This is a genomic window from Hyphomicrobium sp. B1, from assembly GCF_049532635.1.
GTDB lineage: Bacteria > Pseudomonadota > Alphaproteobacteria > Rhizobiales > Hyphomicrobiaceae > Hyphomicrobium_B.
On sequence record NZ_CP134871.1, the window covers coordinates 2,942,026 to 2,961,032 of the forward strand.

Genomic DNA, 19,007 nt, shown 5'->3' on the forward strand with positions numbered 1-19,007 from the left:
ATCGATACTGTTGTGATGCCGAGAAAGCGGAAGATGGCTTGGCGTGGTCTAATAGCGGACGCGCTTTGCTGGCGTTGTCCGTTAACTCGATCAAAGCAGAAGTTAAATGCGTAGCTGAGGCAAGCGTCGGGCGCTATTGCATTCTAATTGACCAACTCGACATGCTAGCCATGCGGTCGAGCACGAGCCCGATCGTTGAGGAAACCCAATACGACAAGATTGAAAATTCCAAGAACCATCCAGATGATAAAATGCTGGTAACCGCGGGTTCGACAAACCTCCGGCCCCGCCAATTTGCACCAAAAATGTTCGACCAATGAAGTCATGGCGTTGGTCGCATACGCCCACATGACTACGGCTAATACGACGAGGATAGCGCCGAGCACCATTACGGCGAGCCGTTTGACGAAGCTGGTGGCCATTCGATTGCCTCGTGCCTCTCAGTCATTCCTTCGCTGTGCAATGCTCCGCAACTCCGGTGCAGCTTGGGCCTAATTCGTGCTGACCTTTTTCCAATCTTCGTCGGGATCAAACGTGCGGATGCCCTGAACTTCCGCGGCGGTATCCGGGCCGAGATCGGATTCATAAACCGTCTGGTCCTGATTGATCATAAACGTCTTGTAGCCCGACGCGCCGTATTTTGCCGGCCACGCGATGACGGCGAAGCCACCGATCATTCTGCCGTTTACGAGATAGGAGTAGGCTCCGCCAGGAGCGTGTGCGCCTTGGGCCGTCAGCATGCGGAAGTAGTAGCCGTGATAGGGATTTTGCGACGTGTCTCCGCCCTCGGACGATGGCTTATAACCGGCCGTCACGGCGTCGGCTACGAACGGTCCTAATGGACTTTCCGACTGCGACCCACTGCCGGGCGGCCAATAGAGGCCGTCATGCTTATCGGGTGAGCTGATGAAGCGCCGCGCGTAGGTGGGTGCGCCTTTGCCCTGCGGATTAAGTTCGACGTAATCGTTCTGCGCGTCCGCGATCGCGAGCAGTGTCTGAATGGTGTCGAGTTCGTTTGTGCCGACGCGGCGGTCGATGATTTCTTGTTTGCCCTGCTCGGGATCGAATGCCCACTCGTCGCCTTTTTTGACGATCGGGATCGGGAAGGGGAAATCATCCTCGCCGATGATCAGCACCGCCTTGTCTTTTTCGTCGGTATCTATGGATTGCTTCTGTTCGTAATCCTTCACGAATTTGCCTTTGGCCGCGCGATCTGCAACGGGGTCCCCGGATTCGATCCACTGTTTGAGCGACGGCCCAAGTATCGCCAGAAGCGCTTTTTCATCGTCAGACTTCGCTGCCTCGACAAGCGCCTTGGCAGCGTCCTCCGGCGTAGCAAATGTCTTCAGTTCGGCTCCGAATGCTGTGGCATGCGGCCCGGTCAGCAGCAACGGAACAGCACAAAGGAACATCATGAATTTCTTGAGGTCGCGCAACGCAAGCATGTCCGGATCCTCCCGGCCTAACGCGGATCAAGTTGGGGAATTTTGCCGCCCGACGCGAGCCAGCTTTGGTACGTTTCGAATGGAACGCCGAGCCGGTCGTAATTGACGGTCAGGTATCCTTGCGGATCGCGAGCAACAGTGCGCGGAGCAACTTTTCTCGCTTCTTGGGCGATGACGCCGACATAGAGCTTCGTGTCGCCGTTGTATGCAAAGCGATAGAAGCCGATGCCATTCGAAAGTCGGCCGAGCAAAACGACGTCGTGCTTCACTCTGATATCAGATCGCCGCCCGCCGCCGCGTCCTCCGCCTCCCCGGAAGCCACCTCCGCCTCCTCGGAAACCGCCTCCGCCCCTGAAGTTCCCGCCACGGAAGCCGCCGCGGTTGAACGAGGCGGTCCGGCTTGCTCTGCCGCGTGCGCTGGAACGGCGAACATTTTGCCCGGCGGCCGGGCGATCAAAGGCTGTTGGCCTCGGACGGGCTTGACGATCGGCTCCCGCCGGGCGCTGTGCAGGCCGATTTTTGAGGGCTTGTCCTGCCAGCGCACCACCCGCGGCGCCTGCCAGTGCTGCGCGGCCCGCATCGGCTCGTCCTCGGAACTGCTCGCGAGAGGCCGAGAAATTGCCTTGATAAGGCCGGCGGAACTGGTCGTTGAGACGACGGTTCGCGTAAGGTACGCCCCTTCGATGGACGACGTTATGCTGCCATCTGCCGTTCGTTATGTTGGTTCGATTCCAGCGATTGTATCGGTTCGTGTTGATCCAAAGCTCCGACCTCGGCCAGTTCGCGATACCCCACAGAACGGCGCCAGCTAGAATGCCGCTTCCCCACCATATTCCCGGACCAGCGATATATCCGGGTGGATACCAATAGTACGGTGGATAATCGGGATAAGGCCAAGTGCCATAGACCACGTTCGGATCGTAGGCAGGGACATAGACGAGGTCCGGCTCCGTCGGCTCTATCGTGATGTAATTTTGCGATCCGCTTGTATCGCGCGCTACCGTTTGTTGCTTCGTCGACTTCAGCTTTCCGGCGTCGTCAGCCCGTTGCCGCAAACTCTGGACGGCACTGAGAACATCCTGTTGCTGCGCGAGAAACGCATTGCCGAGTTGCTGGGTCCAATCAAGCTTTTCGTTCATCATCGCCAGCACACTCGGGAACTCCGTCAACGATTTGACGCTCGCGTCCCATGACCGCTTTTGCATGGCGTTCTCGAGCGCTTTTCCTTTCAGTTTCGGATTGGCTTGCGACCAGCGGGCTGCCTCCACGACTTCGAGAGGATATGTCGATGCCATCAAGACCTGCGTGAGCAGGGGATCGGGATAAAGCGCGATCGGCGCGACAAGCTGCTCGAGCTGCTCTTTGCTGATGGTCTGCGTCTGATCTGCTTGAGACCCACTGGATTGTGACTGATCGGTTTGGGACTCACCAATGTCCGCGTTCGGTTCCGGCGGCGCGTCCTGAGCGTACGCGCGTTGGACCGGCTGTCCAAGAGACAGCCAGCCGATCAACGCCGCAGCAACAATCAACAGCACGTATGCATTTTTATTTTTTATCGTTTTCATGCGCAGATATCCAAATTTACGCATTATCGACGGCGTCGATCTCAAAATCACTTTGATGCAATAAAAGAGCAGCGAAGCCTTGAGGGACATCGCTGCTGCTGTGCTACTATCTTGCGATCGTCACTGGACAGTGAGCGCGAGCCACGACATCGCTCGAAACCGAGCCGAGCATGAAGCGCGCGATAGCGCCTTTGCCGCCCGTTCCCACGACGATGTGGTCGACGCCGTGGTCTTCCGCATAAATAACAATTGCCCGCGCGGCATCGCGGCTTTTAACGGAAACAGCTTTCGGATCGGAGACGCCTGCCTTCCGCGCGAGCTCAGTTGCCGAGTTGAGCACGCGCGCGGCGTCGCCATCTTCCCAAGCGTAAATCGTCGGAGCGCCTCGACCTTCAGCTCCAACAGGCAAATTGACGGCCAGTAGCGTGAGTTCGGAGCCGGTGGCCTTGGCTAGTTCTGCTGCTTGAGCCACTGCATTTTTGGAATGGTCGGTCTCGTCTACGGCACAAAGCACTTTATGGGTCATTCTTTTTCTCCCTTTTTAAGTATCGGCGTTCAGTATTTCGGACGGTCGGTTGTGCGCATTGACTGCCGTCAAACGAATGAGTTCTCGGTATCGATCACCTGGGATCGGGTCGGCAAAAATGCAAACCCTTGTTAGGTGGCTTCAATCGATGATGTGATATCCGCCGTCGATATACAGTGTTTCTCCAGTAATGAGTTTCGCGCCGTCCATGCCGACGTCGTCGACCGACACGAGGCTTCGGGTCGGCGCCTTTGATTGGGCTTTCTGAAGCAATTTATCGAACTCGCCGATGCCGGAAGCTGCGCGGCGCGCGGAAAATCAAGTTTAATAAGCAAAATCCTTTGTTCCAGAAAAGTCGCCCGTGCGACTTCTTTCGACGGTGTAAGGGGCCGGGCGATGCACGAGATGAAGTTGAGCAGGGCTTTTACGCTGATCGAGCCGGGGCCCGTCGTGCTTGTCACCACGCGCGATGCGGAGAAAAACAACGTCATGACCATCTCGTGGACGATGGTCATGGACTTCACTCCCGTATTTGCGATCACGACAGGCGCCTGGAACTATTCCTTCTCGGCCCTGCAAAACACGCGGGAATGCGTCATTGCCGTTCCCACGATCGACATGCTGGACCGGGTCGTGGGCATCGGCACATGTTCCGGCAGCGATGTCGACAAATTCGCGAAGTTCAAGCTGACGGCGCGCGCTGGAAAGTCCGTCCAGGCGCCGCTGATCGAGGAATGCCTCGCCAACATCGAATGCAAAGTCGTCGACTTCGTCTCGCCGCACAATATCGTCGTGCTGGAGGCCGTCGCCGCTTACCTCAATCCGCAACGAAAAGAAAAGCGGATGATCCATGCCGTCGGCGACGGAACATTTATCGTCGATGGCCGCAAGTTCGATCGCAAGACGATGATGGCCTCAAAGCTTCCGTCCGGTCTTTGAAGCAAAGGCGACGGCTCCACGGACCGCAATCACCGTTCCATTCAGTTGAGGCGACATGTCAACAACCGTTGGCTACGTTCGAATCCATTTCACGATACCGGGCCATTTATCTTGGGCATGAGCCGCCTCATCGAAAGCTTCCAAGCCCGCCCGACGCTAAACAGCAACCGTCTAAAAAAGTTGGGCTAGATCAAATCTTGAGATTTTTGCAGCACGTTCACGCCGCCTAAATGTCGCTCAGAAAATGCCGGCGGGGGCGAGCGCATCAGGTTCGCTGGATGGGGAGCGCGGCAACGGCAATTCGAATTTAAGCAAGTTTGACAGAACTCAAAATGCCCGGAACCGGGTCTTGTTAACGTGCGTTCGCCGTTTGGGCCCTTAGCCGCGACGCCGGTGGCGTGCTATATGGCTGTCAGTATCGCGTTCTTGAGGAGTTGAGCCATGGCAACGGCACGGTCCTTCTGGAAGGGACATTTGCGCCTCGCGCTCGTTACCATTCCCATTCGTCTCGTTAGCGCCACCGCTTCGGAAGACAAGATCGCGCTCCATCAGGTCGACCGCAAGACGAAGCAGCGCATCCGTTATCAGAAGGTCGCGGGCGAGGGGGGACGTGTCGTGCCGCAGGCCGACATCGTCCAAGGCTATGAGCTCGACGACGGCAACTACGTCCTGTTCGAGCCTGACGAGCTCGACAAGCTGAAGCTCAACACCCGCCACACGGTCGAGTTGACAGAATTTGTCGATGCCTGCTCCATCGACCCGCTCTATTTTGACAATCCTTATTATGTTCTTCCCGACGGCGACGTGGCGGAAGAGGGCTATCGCATCATTCGCGACGCGCTGCGCGCTACCGAAAAATATGGTGTCGGGCAGCTGACGATCCGCGGCCGCGAAAATCTCGTGGCGATGAAGCCTTGCGGCAATGGCTTGATGCTTGAGACGCTCCGCTATGCCAACGAGATCCGCGATGCTGACGAGATCTTCTCCGACATCGGCACGGGCAAGCTGCGACCCGAGTTGGTCAACATGGCGAAGCAGCTCATCGACGAGCGGACGCGAAAGTTCGAACCGTCGGATTTCAAAAATCATTATTCCGAAGCATTGCGCGCCCTTGTGAAGGAAAAGGTCGAGGGCGGCCTGTCGACGGAAGTCGCAGGCGGCGGCGACGAGCCTTCGGGCGGCACGGTCATCGACTTCATGGAAGCGCTACGTCGCTCGACAGGAAAGTCGAAAGCCAAGCCCACGAACACACGCACCAAAACGGCAGCCGCGCGACAGAAGCGCGAGCCCGTCAAGCGGGCTCCGCCGAAAGCACAAAAGCGGAAGTCGCGCGGCCGCTGATTTTTGGTCCAAAATGTCGCAGACTCGTGATACCTTTCACGAACACTGCGAATTGCTCCGGCTCGCTGAGCGGACTTTGAAGGTCCACAGCGGTTTCTCGTAAAATGTGAGACGGGTCGCGATCTCGCCTGATTGCAACAGCAAATTCAGGAGGCTCGAAATGCACCCGTTCTTTGCGCTTTGGATGTGGATGTTCCTGACGCCGCACTTGGCTCAGACGATGTTCTTCCCCTTCACCTAAGATATCTAGGTCTCGATCACCTTGGTGACGGGACGGCGAACGTCTTTTGCGGGCTTGTCTTCTCGCAAGCCTTTGAACGCCGCGTGTCTCAGCAACCCATCGCCCGTCCAGGCGCGATACTCGATCTGCGCCACAAGATCGGGATGGACCCAGACGACGTCTCTGCGCTGCAGATTTGTCAGCGGTCCCTGGACCGGAGGCGCATCGACACGAAGCGGCCTCAGCTTGCGCATCAGGTCGGACGCGGTGCGATGCGTGTACCCGGTGCCAACCCGTCCGGCATAGATCAATCGCTTCTTGTCGTAATAGCCGACGACCAGCGCGCCGACGGCGTTCGGCCCGGCGCTCGAGACGAGATAGCCGACGATCACGAACTCATCGACCTGAATACATTTCGATTTCAGCCAGTCGTCGTGACGGCCCGAGCGATAGGGCCTGTCGATCCGCTTCGAAATGATGCCTTCGAGGCCGAGACTGCAAGCATCTGAAAGCATGCGTGCACCGTCCACGGCGAGATGCCCGCTGTATCGGATCGGCCCGGTCTTCGCTCGGCGGACGAAGAGCTTCTCAAGCAGACGTTTGCGATCTTGCAGCGTCGCGCCGATGAGATTGAGGCCATCGAGATAGAGAAGATCGAAGCAGTGCAGCACGAACTTTTCACTGCGCCCGCTTTTCAGCGCGGCGGCGAGCGCCGAAAAGCTCGAATGACCAGTCGCGTCTTCGACGACAAGCTCGCCGTCGATGATAGCATTTCCGCGATGAAATTCGGCGAGCGTCTTTGCAAGGCCGCCGAAACGATCGGTCCAGTCGAGCCCGTTGCGTGTCAGCAAGCGAACGTCGTTACGGTCGATGCGGGCTTGAATGCGATAGCCGTCGAACTTGATCTCGTGCACCCATTCCTCGCCAATAGGCGGCTTTGCGACGAGCGTCGCTAGGCAAGGCTCAACGAATGACGGCATAGCCGATTTAACGGCACCCTCGATTTTGGATGGAGAAACAAGACCGCCCCCCGATTTCAATGCCGAAGCCTTCAACGGGACCGATCGCGGGCGTTTTACCGGCGCTGCTTTTCGCACAAGCTCACGATCCCAGAAGCTTCTTGATCGCGGTCTTCAGTGGCCGCTCGCTGTCGCAATAGTCCTTCCATGCGGATGATTTTTTGAGGAGCGCGGGCACGCTGTGCACGGTGAAGCGCTTGGGATCGAGGCCCTGTTTCACTTGCGCCCACGTCAGCGGCATCGACACGGTCGCCCCCGGCCGCGCACGCGGAGACAATGGTGCAACGGCAGTCGCCATGCGATCATTGCGCAGGTAATCCAGAAAAATGCGGCCCTTGCGCAGCTTCTTGGTCATCTTGATGAGATAGGCATCGGGGCTATCCTTGGCCATCTGTTGGCACAGGGCGCCCGCGAACGCTTTAGCTTCATCCCATCCCACGCCCGCGCCGCCGCGCGTCTTCAGGGGCGTTACGACGTGAATTCCCTTGCCGCCAGTGGTCTTGCAGAATGCGACAAGACCGACATCTTCGAGCCGCTCGCGCAGTTCGTTGGCCGCAACGACAACGCGGCCGAAATCGACATCCGGCGCCGGATCGAGATCGAACACGAGCCGCCCCGGAACATCGGGCTCGAACGGAGCGCAGTTCCACGGATGAAATTCCAGCGCTGCGATTTGGCCGAGCGCGATCAGGCCTTCCACCGAATTGACTTCGATATAAGGCTCTCGATCGCCGGAGATTTTCACGAGGTCGATTTCCGGCGACATCCCGCGCATGGCGTGACGCTGAAAGAAGCTCTGCCCGTCGATGCCGTCGGGAGCGCGAATGACGGAGCAGGGCCGGCCTTTGATGTGCGGCAGCATCCACTCACCGACCGTTTCTAGATAATGCGCAAGATCGATCTTGCTGACGGCCTCGCCTGTGCCGCCGGGCCAAAGCTCTTTCTCCGGATGAGAGATCGCAATGCCGAGCACTTTGTCGGCGCCTGACGGCGCATCCGATTGCGACTTGGTTCCTGTCTTGCGCATCTTGCGAACGGGCGTCCGTTTCAGCGGTTTCTTTCGAGTGGCAGGCTCAGGCTCGTCGTCATCGGACGATGCGTTCGAATGCCAGACCGCATCGGGCCGCTTGGCGCGTCGCCCGCGAAGAATGAAAGGTTCGGGTCCACGGCCTTCGCCCGCCGCGATCTGCGTCATCGTCCGCTTCGAGGCGACGGAGCGATCCTGCGACAGGATCTTGTCGGCGTCACCCGCGTGCGCGCCTTCGTCCTTATGCTTGATGAGCAACCAGTTATTGCGTTTTCCGCCGCCGTAGCGATCGTTCTTCATTTTGACGAGTACCCAGCTGCCTTTGAGCTTCTCGCCTGCGAGCACGAATTTCAATTCGCCGTCGCGCAGTTGTTGTTCTGGGCTCTTGTCTCCGACGGGCGCCCAGAAACCGCGGTCCCACAGCATCACGGTGCCGCCGCCATATTGACCTTTGGGAATGGTGCCTTCGAAATCGCCGTAGTCGAGCGGATGATCTTCGACCTCGACGGCAAGGCGCTTATCTTTCGGATCGACGGAGGGACCGCGCGTCACGGCCCACGATTTGAACACGCCGTCGAGTTCCAGCCGGAAGTCATAATGCAGCCGTGTCGCGTCGTGTTTCTGAATGACGAAACGCAAATGCTGCGCCGGACGGACCGCCGCCGTGCCGCTGGGTTCCGCCGTTTTGGTGAAATCACGCTTGGCGCGGTATTCGGAAAGCTTTCTCTTCGCCATTCGACTGCATCCGGACCAGGGCTTGCGCGACAAATGTAAGGCTCGGCGATGCCTGCGCGCTAGACGTAGATCAAAGCAAAGCCGCTGGGAGCGCAAGGCTCCCGAGCGGCCCGGGCGCCGTTTGACAGGCGCCTGACGTACGCTGGTGCATCCGTCTGGCTATCCAACGGCGACCGGACACGCCTTGTTCCACAACATTTCGGCCGGGGGGCAATTTCATTTCCTTGCAACGAACGACCTCGCGTTTGCGCCAGCTCAAAGAGTTCCCTTCCGGAACTGCGACATTTACCCGGAAGTTTAGTCGCTAAGGATGTCGTGAGGGCATCCATCCGAGAGACCTAAGGAGTTTTTAGTATGAACCTCAAGATGATCGCGGCGCTGGGAGCTGCTTTGCTCCTGGCGCTCGGCAGTGTGACTGCCGAGGCGCGAAGCGGAGGTGGCGGCTTCCATGGCGGCGGTGGCTTCCACGGTGGAGGTGGCGGCTTCCGTGGTGGCGGAGGACACTTCGGCGGCGGCCGCATGGGTGGCGGCGGCTTTGCAGCGCGCTCGTTCCGTGGCGGACCGGGCTTTAACGGGCCGCGGGCTTTTCGAGGGCAAGTGTATCGCGGTCCGCGCAATTTCGCGCGCGTTCCGAACGGCGGCCGTGCCTTTCGCCCCGGCAGGAGATACGGATACGCCAACGCAAATCGCTGGCGTGGCGGCGGCAAGTATTGGCGGCACGGACGCCGTTGGCGCGGCTATCCGATTTATGCCTATGGCGGCTGGCCATATTACGGTTACGGCTATTATGACGATTACTATTATGACGCCGGCGACGATTGCGGCTGGCTGTATCGCCGTGCCGTGCGCACGGGTAGCCCGTACTGGTGGCGGCGCTATCAGGCATGCGTAGATTGAACGCGCCTCGATAGAGAGACAGCGTCCAAGCAGAAGGCTCCGGAATGCATCCGGAGCCTTCATTATTTTTTATGCCGATTTTGAAGATCGAGTTACGGGCTGGAGCTTCCCGTTCCCTGCGGCGAGCTTGGGACGCGCGCGCCTGGGTTCGACCCTGCCGCAGGGTCATTCGGTGTTCCCGTCGAAGGGCCGGGCTGAACATTTTCGTTCGTTGTCGGATCCGCCGGGATGCCTGCCGGGCTCGTCGCGCCGGATTCGCCCGTGCTCGCGCCTTCGTTGGCGGGAGCAGGCGTCACCGTTGTTGGCTTGCTGCCCGGCACCTCGGGTCTGACGCCGGAACTATAGTCCGCAGCCATCGCGCTGAGCGAGCCGGCTGCCACGAGGGCCAATGCAGCGGCGCCGACTTTGAAGCCTTTCATCGCGTTTCTCTCCTTTTCTTGTTGCCGTTTGCAGTCCGGAAACGGACCCCGGACGCGGATGGTTCCGCGTCCCGTTGGCTCGAAAAGAAGGTAACGAGATAGCCACTAACGCCCGCGTTCCGGCAGCATCCGCGCCACAATCTCGCGATGGAGACGAAGCTCGTCTTCGGCTTTGGCATAGAACTCAGTCAGTTTGCGCACGAGCATCTGCGGTTCGGACGCCAGCGAATGCCGCAGCTCCGATAATGCTGGAGCATTCTTGCGGTAGGCATCTGCCCCCACCGCTGCCATGCCTCGGAGCAATACGATGGATGCGGATGTGGTCGGGCGCTCGCCGGAAATCTCGCAATACCGCAAAATTTGCGAAAAGATGCGCAGACGCCAGTCGTGCAGATTCGGCCGGTTTCTCCAAAGCTCAACGGCCTGCCGATGGCAGGCTTGCTCGATGAAAGTCATATCTCGACAGTGTCCCCCTGACGAAAAAAGCCAACATCCCCGCTTTCTTCGCTAACGCGAACGTTGATCGCCGGTTCCACTCATGATCGCGTTTATCAACCGTCTGGAATATGCAATCATTCAGATGGAATCGCACCGTTCGCGTTGCGAAGACACTGACTTCAGAAAGCGGCGATTGTTGGTTTCATGCAGTCGTCGCATACAGGCGTCACATCTGGTCCCGTGGCTCAATGGATAGAGCGTCGGAATTCGACTCCGAAGGTTGCAGGTTCGAGCCCTGCCGGGATCGCCACACGTTGGCATCTGTTGCGAAGGAAATTGCAACGGTGCCCGTTATTAACATTTAACCTTGGAGCACGATTTAAAATCTTATGCTGGAAGCCGAGCGAAGCTTGCTTAGGTTAGCTTTGCCCACGGTCACCACCGAAATGTAGCGAGTGCGTACCATGATCTTGTCCCCCCGCGGCCCTCACGTTCTATCCAAGTCCTGGAGCGCCCGGTCGCTCATCGGGTCGCTCGTAAGGCCGTTCATGATATGCGGCGCCCTTGCCGTCGTGCCGATCCCTGGGCTCGCTGTTGCCGAAGATGCCGCGCCGCCCCCCAACGTTCCGAACATCGAAGCCGCGCAAGCCATTTCGACACCGCCCGCGGAAACGCCAGCTCCCCTGACCGGTGTCCCGGCGGCGCTTTGCACCAAGCTTTCGACCACGCTGGCCTTCGATACAAGCGACCGCGCCGACGTCGCCACATTCTATCAAAGTCGGCAATGCCGACCGCTGTGGGTCGATGATAAGGGACTGACGAACGCCGCTGATCGCGTGATCGCCGAATTGGGCCGCGCTGGCGAATGGGGTCTCGACGCCTCCGATTTCAACGTCGCTGCCGCTACGAAAATGCTCGGTGACGGACAATCGTCGCCCGAAGAACTCGCTGCAGCCGACATTGCAATTACCGGTGCAATTCTGCGCTACGCCCATCAGGCCGAAGGCGCACGCATTCCGGAACCCGAAAAGCAGCTTTCCTATTATCTCGATCGCAAGCCGGTCATTACGCCAGCCTCCGGCGTTCTGGCACAGATTGCTGACAAGCCCGACCCTGATGCAGTGCTGCGCGGTTTCCAGCCCCAGCAGGATCAGTTCCTCAAGCTGAAAGCTCTGCTCGCCAGCCTGCGCGGCGAGCATGAAAGCAAGCCGGTCGTGCCGCAAATTCCGAAGCGCGGCGCAATGCTCGCGAATGGCGTTCGCTCGCCCGACGTCGCAATATTGAAGCAGCGCTTTGCGATTGCAACGTCAGGCGAGGATGCTTCGCTGTTCAACGATGCGCTCGAAACGGCGATCAAGCAATTTCAGGAACAGAACGGCCTTGCCGCTGACGGTTTCGTAGGTCCTGCGACACGCGCGGCGCTGGCTGGTGACGATACGAAGTCGACAGCCGACAAGATCGAAGCCGTCATTGCCAATATGGAAGAGTGGCGCTGGATGCCGCGCTCTCTCGGCGATACGCACATCCTGGTCAACGTGCCCTCATTCTCAATTGCACTGACAGAAAATGGTAAGACGCTGTTCAGCGATCGCGTCGTCGTCGGCACCGCCGACAAGGAGACCCCGATCTTCTCCAAGGATATGACGACAATCGTCCTCAATCCGCGCTGGAACATCCCGGATTCGATCAAGCTCTCGATGCTGCTGTCAGGCCGCTCCATCGAAAGTCAGGGCTATGTCGTCATGCGCAACGGCCGCCGCATCGACAGCACCAAGGTCAACTGGGCGAAAGCCAACTTGAGTGCCTACAACTTCTATCAGCCCGCAGGCGACGACAACGCGCTCGGCGTCGTGAAGCTGCTCTTTCCGAATAAGCACTCGGTCTACCTGCACGACACGCCGTCGAAATATCTCTTCGACAAGCCCGTCAGGCTCTACAGCCACGGCTGCATGCGTGTACGCAATCCGCAGGTCTTCGCCCAGACCATCCTGGAGATCGATAGGGGCGACGCCGCGCCCAACGTGAAACAGCTCGTCCGTCGCGGACCGATGGACAACGAGATCAAGCTCGAACGGCCGATTCCCGTCCACGTCGGCTATTTCACGGTCTGGGTCGATGATGGCGGCAAGGCCCACTACTACGACGATTGGTACGGCCATCAAAAGCGCATCGAGCAGGCGCTTGCGGGCAAGTGGGACGCAATCGACGTCGCGACGGCGCCGCCGCTCGATACCGCGGCTTTGAAAGCGGTGCGCTTCACTCGCAGCAGCGACAGTCTCACCCCGCCGATGGGCCTGACAAATAGCGGCAGCAGCTATCGCAAGTACGATGGCGGCGTCGGCGATATCATTCGCCAGGTGCTTGGCTTCTAAATGGAAAAGAGCGCCATCATTAGGCGCTCTTCATCCGTTCGAATCCAGCGGCAAGGTCAGCAATGAGATCCTCGACCGCTTCGAGACCGATGTGGAATCGCAGTGCCGGCCCCGGACCCTGCCAGCGCGTCGCCGTGCGGTAGGATGTCGGGTCGAACGGCACGACGAGGCTTTCGTATCCGCCCCAGGAATATCCCATCCCGAACAGCTTCAATCCGTCAAGCAACGCCGCCAGCGCTTTCTGTGGCACGGGCTTGAGAACGATCGAGAACAAACCGCAGGCGCCGGTAAAGTCGCGTTTCCAGATCGCGTGGCCCGGATCGTTCGGCAAAGCCGGATGGAGAACACGGTCAACCTCGGGCCGCGCCGCCAGCCATTCCGCGACCGCAATGCCTGAGCGCTGATGCTGCTGGAGCCGCACCGCGAGCGTTCTCAGCCCGCGCAAGCCGAGGTACGTTTCTTCCGAGCCGGGACAGGTGCCGAGCCGCTCTTTTGCGTCGTCGATGAACTTTGCGGCTCGCGCATTGGCCGTGACAGTGCCGAGCATCGCATCGGCATGCCCCACGATGTACTTGGTCGCCGCCTGGATGGACACGTCCGCGCCGAGCGCCAGAGGCTTGCAGAAGAGCGGCGTCGCCCAGGTGTTATCGGCCAGCACCCAGATGTTCTTGGCGTGAGCCGCCGCCGCAATCGCTGGAATGTCCTGCATCTCGAACGTCTGCGATCCCGGCGCTTCGACCATGACGAGGCGCGTATTCGGGCGGAACAGCTTCGCGATGTCCGCGCCGATCAGCGGATCGTAATAGCTGACCTCCACGCCGAGCCGCGTCAGCATTTTGTCGGCGAACGTGCGGGCCGGCTGATAGACGCTGTCGAGGATCAGGACGTGATCGCCCGCCTCGGCGAATGCCAAAATCGCCGTCGAGATCGCGCCGAGGCCTGACGACGTCAAGATCGTCGCGGTGCCGCCTTCCAGCTGCGTGATCGCCTCTTCGAGTGCGCGCGTCGTCGGCGTGGCGCGGCGGCCGTAGGTGTAGGGCTGCGAATAGGCGCGAAGGGCGTCGAGCGTCGGATAAAGAACCGTCGATCCCCGATAAACAGGCGTATTGACGAAGCCGTGCTGTTCGAACGGCTTTCGCCCCAGGTGCACGACGTCGGTCTCGGGACGCTCTCCGCGCTCGGAACCTTCCTTCTTTACAGTCATTCTAAAGCTCTCCGGGCGGGTTCGGCCGTCGTGACGCAAGTTTGGTTGCCGGTCAAGGCCTTGACCATTGCGCGCTGACGCGAGATGTCTGGCTGCGCACTAGGACCGATGGGCGCTCCCGTCGCTTTTGTCTGCTCCGTGTATGGAATGATGAGACCCGAGTGAAGCATTGGCCGGAAGAGTGCAGATGAGCATCGTTGTGCGGGTCTTGGCGGCAGCAATCGCGCTGTTCGTGGTCGCGCTGGGGGTGGCTTCCGAGGCCGAGAGCGCACCGATCAGTATTCTTGACGCAATCAAAGCCCGTGGCAAAGTCGTCTGCGGTGTCCAGGACCATGCACCCGGCTTCAGCGAGGTGAGCCCGCGCGGTGCCTGGAGCGGCATGGACGTCGAATTCTGTTCAGCGCTCGCCGCCGCCATCTTTGGCGACCGTGACGCAGTGAAGCTCCTGAGCCTCAACGCCAGCGATCGCTTCAAATCATTGCAGGATGATGAGGTTGACGTTCTTCTCGGCGCGACGGCATGGACGCTGACGCGCGATACAGAACTCGGTGCGCGCTTCGTGGGTACGCTCTATTACGATGGCCAGGGCTTCATCATTCCACGCAATCACTCGATCGCCAGCGTTCTTGAGCTGTCTGGCGCTTCGATCTGCGTTCTGGCCGGAACGAGTGATGAGACCGCAATCTCCGATTACTTCGGCAGCCGGAAGATGCGTTACCAACTCATACAGTCCGATCGCTGGGAGGATCTGGTCAAAACCTATTCCGACGGCGGCTGTACGGTGCTGACCGGCGACATGACATTGCTCGCCTTCGAAAAGAGCCGCTTGGCCAGCGGCGCCGATCAGATGCTGCTGCCGGAATTGATTACGAAGGAACCGTACGGCCCGGCCGTGCGGCTTGGTGATGATGGCTGGTTCGCCGTCGTCCGCTGGGTGATGATGGCACTCGTTGCCGCGGAAGAAATGAATATTTCCAGCAGCAACGTCGACACCATGAAGGCTTCGCCCTCGCACGAGGTCCGGCGCTTCCTGGGTCTCGATGCCGATCTAGGCGCGCCGCTCGGATTGCCGCGCGACTGGGCCTATCAGGTCGTTCACGACGTCGGCAACTATGGCGAGATCTTTGAACGCACGCTCGGCCAAAGCTCATCGCTGAAACTCGATCGCGGCCTCAACAACTTGTGGAGCAAGGGCGGTCTCATGTACTCGGCGCCGTTCCGCTGATAGTTTCGCCGCAGGGGGAATTGCAGCCGCAGGCGTGACGATGGGGGAGGGTGATGGGAATCCCAGCGACGTATCACATGTTGCTCGAACTGATCGTCTTTGCGATCCCGGTCGCCGTCATCCTGATGCTCCTCTACCTGTGGCGGTCATCCCGGCGTTATCGCCGCGGCGCTTTGCCTCCGGATCGCCTCATCGAGCCTTTCCACGCCGTTGCGCAGCCGTCGCCGGAAGCCGCAGCACCGCCTTTGCAGAAGCCACTCGAAACCACTGAGACGATTGCAGCGAAAATCGACAGTGCGGCTGCCCACGGCGAAAAGACGGCGCTTGCCGGACTTTATCTCGATCTCGCCGCCACTTACGCCCGCGCAGGCGATCAGAGTGCACGGATGGAAGCGCTTCGCTCGGCCGCCGGGAATGGCGCGCTTCACGGCCCCCATTCGGCTCATGCTGCAGCGCGCCTGGCGCTGGGTGAAGCAGCGCAAGAAGCGGGCGATCTCACGAGCGCCTGCGAGCAATGGCAGTTGGCGCGCACAGCCTGCCTCGAAGGCGGTGATGCCGCGCAACATGCACTAATCGAAAAGCGCATGCGCGATAACGGCTGTCCGACCGACTGGGTCCTTACGGATTTCTGAAATCCATCGGCATGCCGCCGGACGTTGGCGCGATTGTTGGAGCGATCGTCGTCGCGCCGCTCGACACCCGATTGCTGTTGTCGTCGGTCGCGCTGGCCATCAGCACTTCGACGCTGATGTTGTCGCCGTCCTTGATCTCGAACGAGTTCTGGTAGAGACGGCCGCCCGACGACGCTGTCACTAGGTATTTCCCAGGCGCCAGCACATGCGTCGGCAGTGCGCCGACGCTCTCTTTCACAGTATCGCCTTCCGTCGTCTGGATCGTCCAACGCGTGTCGGGCACCGCTTCGCCTCCCGCCCGCGTGACGAGCTTGAACGTCGCCTTGCCGCCCGTGTGCGTTACTGTCGTCTCCGTCAGCTTGCCCGCTTCGACGGTCACGTCCGCCTCGATCTTGGCGTTGGCGTCGCCGTAAATCGAGACAATCCGGTAGATGCCGGAATTGAGGCGAATGATCAGGTTCGGCTTGGCGCCGGTGATAACCGCAGAGTTGCCTTCGAACTCGTCGCGATCATCGGTGTAGATTGAATACGAGACCGCGCCGGGTGGCGCTGGCTTGCCGCCGATCATCGCCGCGACGCGAAGTCCGCCCGCATTCAGCACGAACGGCTCGAACGGCGGCCCGTCCGGCTTGATGACGATCTTTCGTGTCAGGTTCGCCCGCCCGAAGGCGGCGTTGACGGTGTATTCGCCGGGTGGAAGTTTCACGAGGGGGCTCGCCTCGCGGGATTCCAACACGAGTTTCGACTTGGTCGACCGCGGCACGGTCCGAAAAACCCGCCAGATGAGACCTTGCTCGATCTGCTGGCCGTCGCCCGTCAGCAACGCAACGAGCCGGACGCCGCCTTTCGTCTTGCCGCGCTCAACCGTCGTTGTGTTTTGCCGTTTGCCGCCGACCGGCCCCCAGGGCGCAGGCGCTGGGCCGTCCGGAACGGGCTCCTGCGCGAACGATGCCGTCGCCGCAACGAACGACAACGCCATTGCCGCCAGCATAAGCACAGCGACGGCGCGCAACCGCTGGCGCAGCGATAATGGGTTTAGTCTACGCAACGCTTCGGTCATCCGGGTCCAATCTCAAGCTTCTGGCTCTGGCCCGCTCGGACCTCGAACGCAGCCTGTCCATGACTGTTACGCGCGTCGAAGCGCACGGTATATCTTCCCGGCGCCAGGATCGCAGTCGCTTCGGTGCCGGTCGCGCGCCAGATAGGCATGCCGTTTTCATCGGCGACTTCCCAGGTCAAATCGCCGAACGCGGGTACTGCGGCGGCTGTCGGCACGAAGTTGACCTGTCCCGACGCGATATCGATCACGGCTTTTGCAGGCTTGCCTGCGTCGAGCGTCACTTCCTGAGAGGCCGACAGGTGTGCGGTCGCAAGCGAAGCGCTGATCCGGTAGCGCCCCGGAGATAAACTGAGGTCAAGCGCCGGGCCGATGGCGCGTGCAATGCTGACGCGGTCGCCGTCGATGCGGTCGACACGATAGAAAATGTTGTCGTCGGGCTTAGCCGGTACACCTGCAACGAGCGCCGTGATCTTGACCGGCACGAGAGCAATCGCAAGCGTCTCCGTGACCGTCTGCCCGGCGCCGATGGCGACGCGTTTGCTGGTGAGGCCGTTGCCGGCATTGGCGCCGATGTAGTAGGTGCCCTCGGGAAGCACGAAGGTCGCCTGCGGGCTGCGCGACCGCGCCACTTCGCGACGTCCGTCAGGACTTTCCGGATCGTCGGTCTCGACCGTGTAGAGCACGTCTTGGATCGCCCCGCCGTTCGCGCCGGTTGCCGACAGGTCGAGGCGTCCAGTCGAGAGCGCGACATCGAGCCGTTTGTCGTCTCCCGCAGCGAGATTGATCGTCTGCGATGAACGCGCCGCGCCATCGACGGCCGTCACGCCATATTCGGCAGGCTGCAGATAGAGATCGACCGTATCGCCACGCTTCAAGGCAACAGGCTGGCCGTTCGACGACACGCTCAAGGTCGCGGTGGGCGAGGGCGGGCCACTCTTGCTGCCCACAGCGCGCGCAACGAGATGCGCAGCGTCGAGCGGGACGATGATGCTCTGCGCTTCGCCGTCGGCAATCGTGATCGTGTGCCGGGCTTTGACGCCGCCAAGCTCGGCTTCGATGTCGTAATCGCCAGCCGACAGTTTGGCTGAAATGTCTTTGCCGACGCCCTGGCCGAGCACTTTCGCGCCCCCGGCTTTGTAGATCCTCCACGTCACCGGTGCCGTGATGAGGGGGCGGCCCTCAGCCAATGCCGCAGAGGCGCGTAGCGATGCTCCGGCGGGCGGCGGCGGTGCTTTCGGCGCCACCGGTTTGCCTGCCGCGACCGCAACGTCGGACGGCGACAGAACCGCGAGCTTCACGGCTTCGTCGATGGCGGCATCGAGTCCGTTCGAATCTGCGATGTCGTAGAAGCGGCCGCCCGTCGCCTCTGCCATGCACGCCATGCGCGGGCGTTCGTTCGCGGAAAGTCCGATGCCGATCACCTGAATGACGACACCGGGTGACGACTTGGCGATGGCGCGCGCGGCTGCGCAGGAATCCTGGCGGCAGTTATCGGCATTGTCGCCGACGATAACGATCTGCGCCGGCCGTGAGGTACCAATAGCGTCCGCCGCCATGCGCAACGCCGCCGTCACCGGGCCTGGCCCTCTCGGGCTAAGCTTCGAGAGCGGATCGAGAACGCTCTGACGCGGGCTGTCCGGACCCGCGATCATCTCCACGTCGCTGCAATCACCGCGGCGGCGATGTCCGAACGAGATGAGGCCGACGCGGGTGGACGAGGGCTCGGCCAGAAGCGCGCCGAGCTTGTCACGCACGACGTCGATCTTCGGCCGGTTGGCGGGCGCCAGCCGGCCCCACATCGAGCCCGATCCGTCGACGATCAGCATGGCCGTCGGCGCATCGGCACTCAGAGCGGGTCGCGCCGCGAGGCCGACGGCGGCAAGCACGGCAACCGCCACGAGCGGTGCGACGATCCTCGATATTTTCAGCCGCATCATTCCCCC

At 60.4% G+C, this 19,007-nt stretch carries 17 protein-coding genes, 1 tRNA gene and 1 pseudogene; 7 read left to right on the forward strand and 12 right to left on the reverse strand.

Annotated features, from left to right (window positions below):
- Positions 1 to 164: 164 nt before the first annotated feature.
- The 5 genes and pseudogenes from RLW55_RS14105 to RLW55_RS14125 all read right to left on the reverse strand — a co-directional run.
- Entirely contained in the window at positions 165 to 422 is a 258-nt protein-coding gene (locus RLW55_RS14105) for a hypothetical protein (protein ID WP_423414508.1), read from the reverse strand.
- Between the two features lie 69 nt (positions 423 to 491).
- Positions 492 to 1,445, reverse strand: coding sequence for a DUF2950 domain-containing protein (locus RLW55_RS14110; protein WP_423414509.1), 954 nt, complete (start codon positions 1,443 to 1,445; stop codon positions 492 to 494).
- Between the two features lie 17 nt (positions 1,446 to 1,462).
- The gene (locus tag RLW55_RS14115) at positions 1,463 to 3,010 is read right to left on the reverse strand and encodes a DUF3300 domain-containing protein (RefSeq protein WP_423414510.1); all 1,548 of its coding nucleotides are present in this window, start codon (positions 3,008 to 3,010) and stop codon (positions 1,463 to 1,465) included.
- 106 nt (positions 3,011 to 3,116) lie between these two features.
- Positions 3,117 to 3,536 (reverse strand): universal stress protein, encoded by a 420-nt coding sequence (locus RLW55_RS14120; RefSeq protein WP_409560163.1) that lies wholly within the window; start codon positions 3,534 to 3,536, stop codon positions 3,117 to 3,119.
- Between the two features lie 141 nt (positions 3,537 to 3,677).
- A pseudogene (locus RLW55_RS14125) lies at positions 3,678 to 3,848 on the reverse strand (SDR family oxidoreductase); the annotation flags it as partial.
- Between the two features lie 84 nt (positions 3,849 to 3,932).
- Between RLW55_RS14125 and RLW55_RS14130 the strand changes: the two are divergent.
- Positions 3,933 to 4,475, forward strand: coding sequence for a flavin reductase family protein (locus RLW55_RS14130; RefSeq protein ID WP_409560162.1), 543 nt, complete (start codon positions 3,933 to 3,935; stop codon positions 4,473 to 4,475).
- 441 nt (positions 4,476 to 4,916) lie between these two features.
- Positions 4,917 to 5,816, forward strand: a complete 900-nt coding sequence (locus RLW55_RS14135; RefSeq protein WP_423414511.1) for a Ku protein — start codon at positions 4,917 to 4,919, stop codon at positions 5,814 to 5,816.
- 246 nt (positions 5,817 to 6,062) lie between these two features.
- On the opposite strand, the gene ligD (RLW55_RS14140) is transcribed toward RLW55_RS14135, so the two are convergent.
- Positions 6,063 to 7,016 carry a non-homologous end-joining DNA ligase gene (ligD, locus tag RLW55_RS14140; protein ID WP_423414512.1) on the reverse strand — a complete coding sequence of 318 codons (954 nt, stop codon included), beginning with the start codon at positions 7,014 to 7,016 and terminating at the stop codon, positions 6,063 to 6,065.
- Positions 7,017 to 7,137: 121 nt separating this feature from the next.
- Positions 7,138 to 8,817: a non-homologous end-joining DNA ligase gene (ligD, locus tag RLW55_RS14145; RefSeq protein WP_423414513.1), complete on the reverse strand. Its 1,680-nt coding sequence runs from the start codon at positions 8,815 to 8,817 to the stop codon at positions 7,138 to 7,140.
- Positions 8,818 to 9,171: 354 nt separating this feature from the next.
- Between ligD (RLW55_RS14145) and RLW55_RS14150 the strand changes: the two genes are divergently transcribed.
- A complete protein-coding gene (locus tag RLW55_RS14150; RefSeq protein WP_409560158.1) occupies positions 9,172 to 9,714 on the forward strand; it encodes a hypothetical protein in 543 nt (180 codons plus the stop codon).
- Positions 9,715 to 9,806: 92 nt separating this feature from the next.
- On the opposite strand, the gene RLW55_RS14155 is transcribed toward RLW55_RS14150, so the two are convergent.
- Together RLW55_RS14155 and RLW55_RS14160 are read right to left on the reverse strand one after the other, a co-directional pair.
- Entirely contained in the window at positions 9,807 to 10,133 is a 327-nt protein-coding gene (locus RLW55_RS14155) for a hypothetical protein (RefSeq protein WP_024275937.1), read from the reverse strand.
- Between the two features lie 105 nt (positions 10,134 to 10,238).
- Positions 10,239 to 10,589: a hypothetical protein gene (locus tag RLW55_RS14160; RefSeq protein WP_423414514.1), complete on the reverse strand. Its 351-nt coding sequence runs from the start codon at positions 10,587 to 10,589 to the stop codon at positions 10,239 to 10,241.
- Positions 10,590 to 10,805: 216 nt separating this feature from the next.
- On the opposite strand from RLW55_RS14160, the gene RLW55_RS14165 reads away from it, so the two are divergent.
- Together RLW55_RS14165 and RLW55_RS14170 are read left to right on the forward strand one after the other, a co-directional pair.
- Positions 10,806 to 10,881, forward strand: a tRNA-Arg gene (locus RLW55_RS14165).
- Between the two features lie 154 nt (positions 10,882 to 11,035).
- The gene (locus RLW55_RS14170; protein ID WP_423414515.1) at positions 11,036 to 12,943 is read left to right on the forward strand and encodes a L,D-transpeptidase family protein; all 1,908 of its coding nucleotides are present in this window, start codon (positions 11,036 to 11,038) and stop codon (positions 12,941 to 12,943) included.
- 19 nt (positions 12,944 to 12,962) lie between these two features.
- Here the strand turns inward: RLW55_RS14170 and metC are convergent, their stop codons facing one another.
- Complete coding sequence (gene metC / locus RLW55_RS14175; RefSeq protein WP_409560154.1) at positions 12,963 to 14,147, reverse strand: cystathionine beta-lyase; 1,185 nt, start codon at positions 14,145 to 14,147, stop codon at positions 12,963 to 12,965.
- Positions 14,148 to 14,334: 187 nt separating this feature from the next.
- On the opposite strand from metC, the gene RLW55_RS14180 reads away from it, so the two are divergent.
- Both RLW55_RS14180 and RLW55_RS14185 read left to right on the forward strand, forming a co-directional pair.
- Positions 14,335 to 15,372 (forward strand): amino acid ABC transporter substrate-binding protein, encoded by a 1,038-nt coding sequence (locus RLW55_RS14180; protein ID WP_409560153.1) that lies wholly within the window; start codon positions 14,335 to 14,337, stop codon positions 15,370 to 15,372.
- Positions 15,373 to 15,425: 53 nt separating this feature from the next.
- The gene (locus RLW55_RS14185) at positions 15,426 to 16,004 is read left to right on the forward strand and encodes a hypothetical protein (protein ID WP_423414516.1); all 579 of its coding nucleotides are present in this window, start codon (positions 15,426 to 15,428) and stop codon (positions 16,002 to 16,004) included.
- On the opposite strand, the gene RLW55_RS14190 is transcribed toward RLW55_RS14185, so the two are convergent.
- Both RLW55_RS14190 and RLW55_RS14195 read right to left on the reverse strand, forming a co-directional pair.
- Positions 15,991 to 17,064 carry a hypothetical protein gene (locus tag RLW55_RS14190; protein ID WP_423414517.1) on the reverse strand — a complete coding sequence of 358 codons (1,074 nt, stop codon included), beginning with the start codon at positions 17,062 to 17,064 and terminating at the stop codon, positions 15,991 to 15,993. The two genes, RLW55_RS14185 and RLW55_RS14190, sit on opposite strands and share 14 nt — an antisense overlap.
- A complete protein-coding gene (locus tag RLW55_RS14195) occupies positions 17,061 to 19,001 on the reverse strand; it encodes a vWA domain-containing protein (RefSeq protein WP_423414518.1) in 1,941 nt (646 codons plus the stop codon). The genes RLW55_RS14190 and RLW55_RS14195 overlap by 4 nt, the downstream gene beginning before the upstream one ends.
- Between the last annotated feature and the right edge of the window lie 6 nt (positions 19,002 to 19,007).

Excerpts from the sequence above, each read along its gene's own strand:
- RLW55_RS14130 (WP_409560162.1), top strand. The coding sequence starts at position 3,933 with ATGCACGAGATGAAGTTGAGCAGGGCTTTTACGCTGATCGAGCCGGGG.
- RLW55_RS14120 (WP_409560163.1), bottom strand. The coding sequence starts at position 3,536 with ATGACCCATAAAGTGCTTTGTGCCGTAGACGAGACCGACCATTCCAAA.
- RLW55_RS14155 (WP_024275937.1), bottom strand. The coding sequence starts at position 10,133 with ATGAAAGGCTTCAAAGTCGGCGCCGCTGCATTGGCCCTCGTGGCAGCC.
- ligD (WP_423414513.1), bottom strand. The coding sequence starts at position 8,817 with ATGGCGAAGAGAAAGCTTTCCGAATACCGCGCCAAGCGTGATTTCACC.
- RLW55_RS14170 (WP_423414515.1), top strand. The coding sequence starts at position 11,036 with ATGATCTTGTCCCCCCGCGGCCCTCACGTTCTATCCAAGTCCTGGAGC.
- RLW55_RS14185 (WP_423414516.1), top strand. The coding sequence starts at position 15,426 with ATGGGAATCCCAGCGACGTATCACATGTTGCTCGAACTGATCGTCTTT.
- RLW55_RS14105 (WP_423414508.1), bottom strand. The coding sequence starts at position 422 with ATGGCCACCAGCTTCGTCAAACGGCTCGCCGTAATGGTGCTCGGCGCT.
- RLW55_RS14195 (WP_423414518.1), bottom strand. The coding sequence starts at position 19,001 with ATGATGCGGCTGAAAATATCGAGGATCGTCGCACCGCTCGTGGCGGTT.
- RLW55_RS14180 (WP_409560153.1), top strand. The coding sequence starts at position 14,335 with ATGAGCATCGTTGTGCGGGTCTTGGCGGCAGCAATCGCGCTGTTCGTG.
- RLW55_RS14190 (WP_423414517.1), bottom strand. The coding sequence starts at position 17,064 with ATGACCGAAGCGTTGCGTAGACTAAACCCATTATCGCTGCGCCAGCGG.
- RLW55_RS14135 (WP_423414511.1), top strand. The coding sequence starts at position 4,917 with ATGGCAACGGCACGGTCCTTCTGGAAGGGACATTTGCGCCTCGCGCTC.
- RLW55_RS14115 (WP_423414510.1), bottom strand. The coding sequence starts at position 3,010 with ATGAAAACGATAAAAAATAAAAATGCATACGTGCTGTTGATTGTTGCT.
- metC (WP_409560154.1), bottom strand. The coding sequence starts at position 14,147 with ATGACTGTAAAGAAGGAAGGTTCCGAGCGCGGAGAGCGTCCCGAGACC.
- RLW55_RS14150 (WP_409560158.1), top strand. The coding sequence starts at position 9,172 with ATGAACCTCAAGATGATCGCGGCGCTGGGAGCTGCTTTGCTCCTGGCG.
- RLW55_RS14110 (WP_423414509.1), bottom strand. The coding sequence starts at position 1,445 with ATGCTTGCGTTGCGCGACCTCAAGAAATTCATGATGTTCCTTTGTGCT.
- RLW55_RS14160 (WP_423414514.1), bottom strand. The coding sequence starts at position 10,589 with ATGACTTTCATCGAGCAAGCCTGCCATCGGCAGGCCGTTGAGCTTTGG.
- ligD (WP_423414512.1), bottom strand. The coding sequence starts at position 7,016 with ATGCCGTCATTCGTTGAGCCTTGCCTAGCGACGCTCGTCGCAAAGCCG.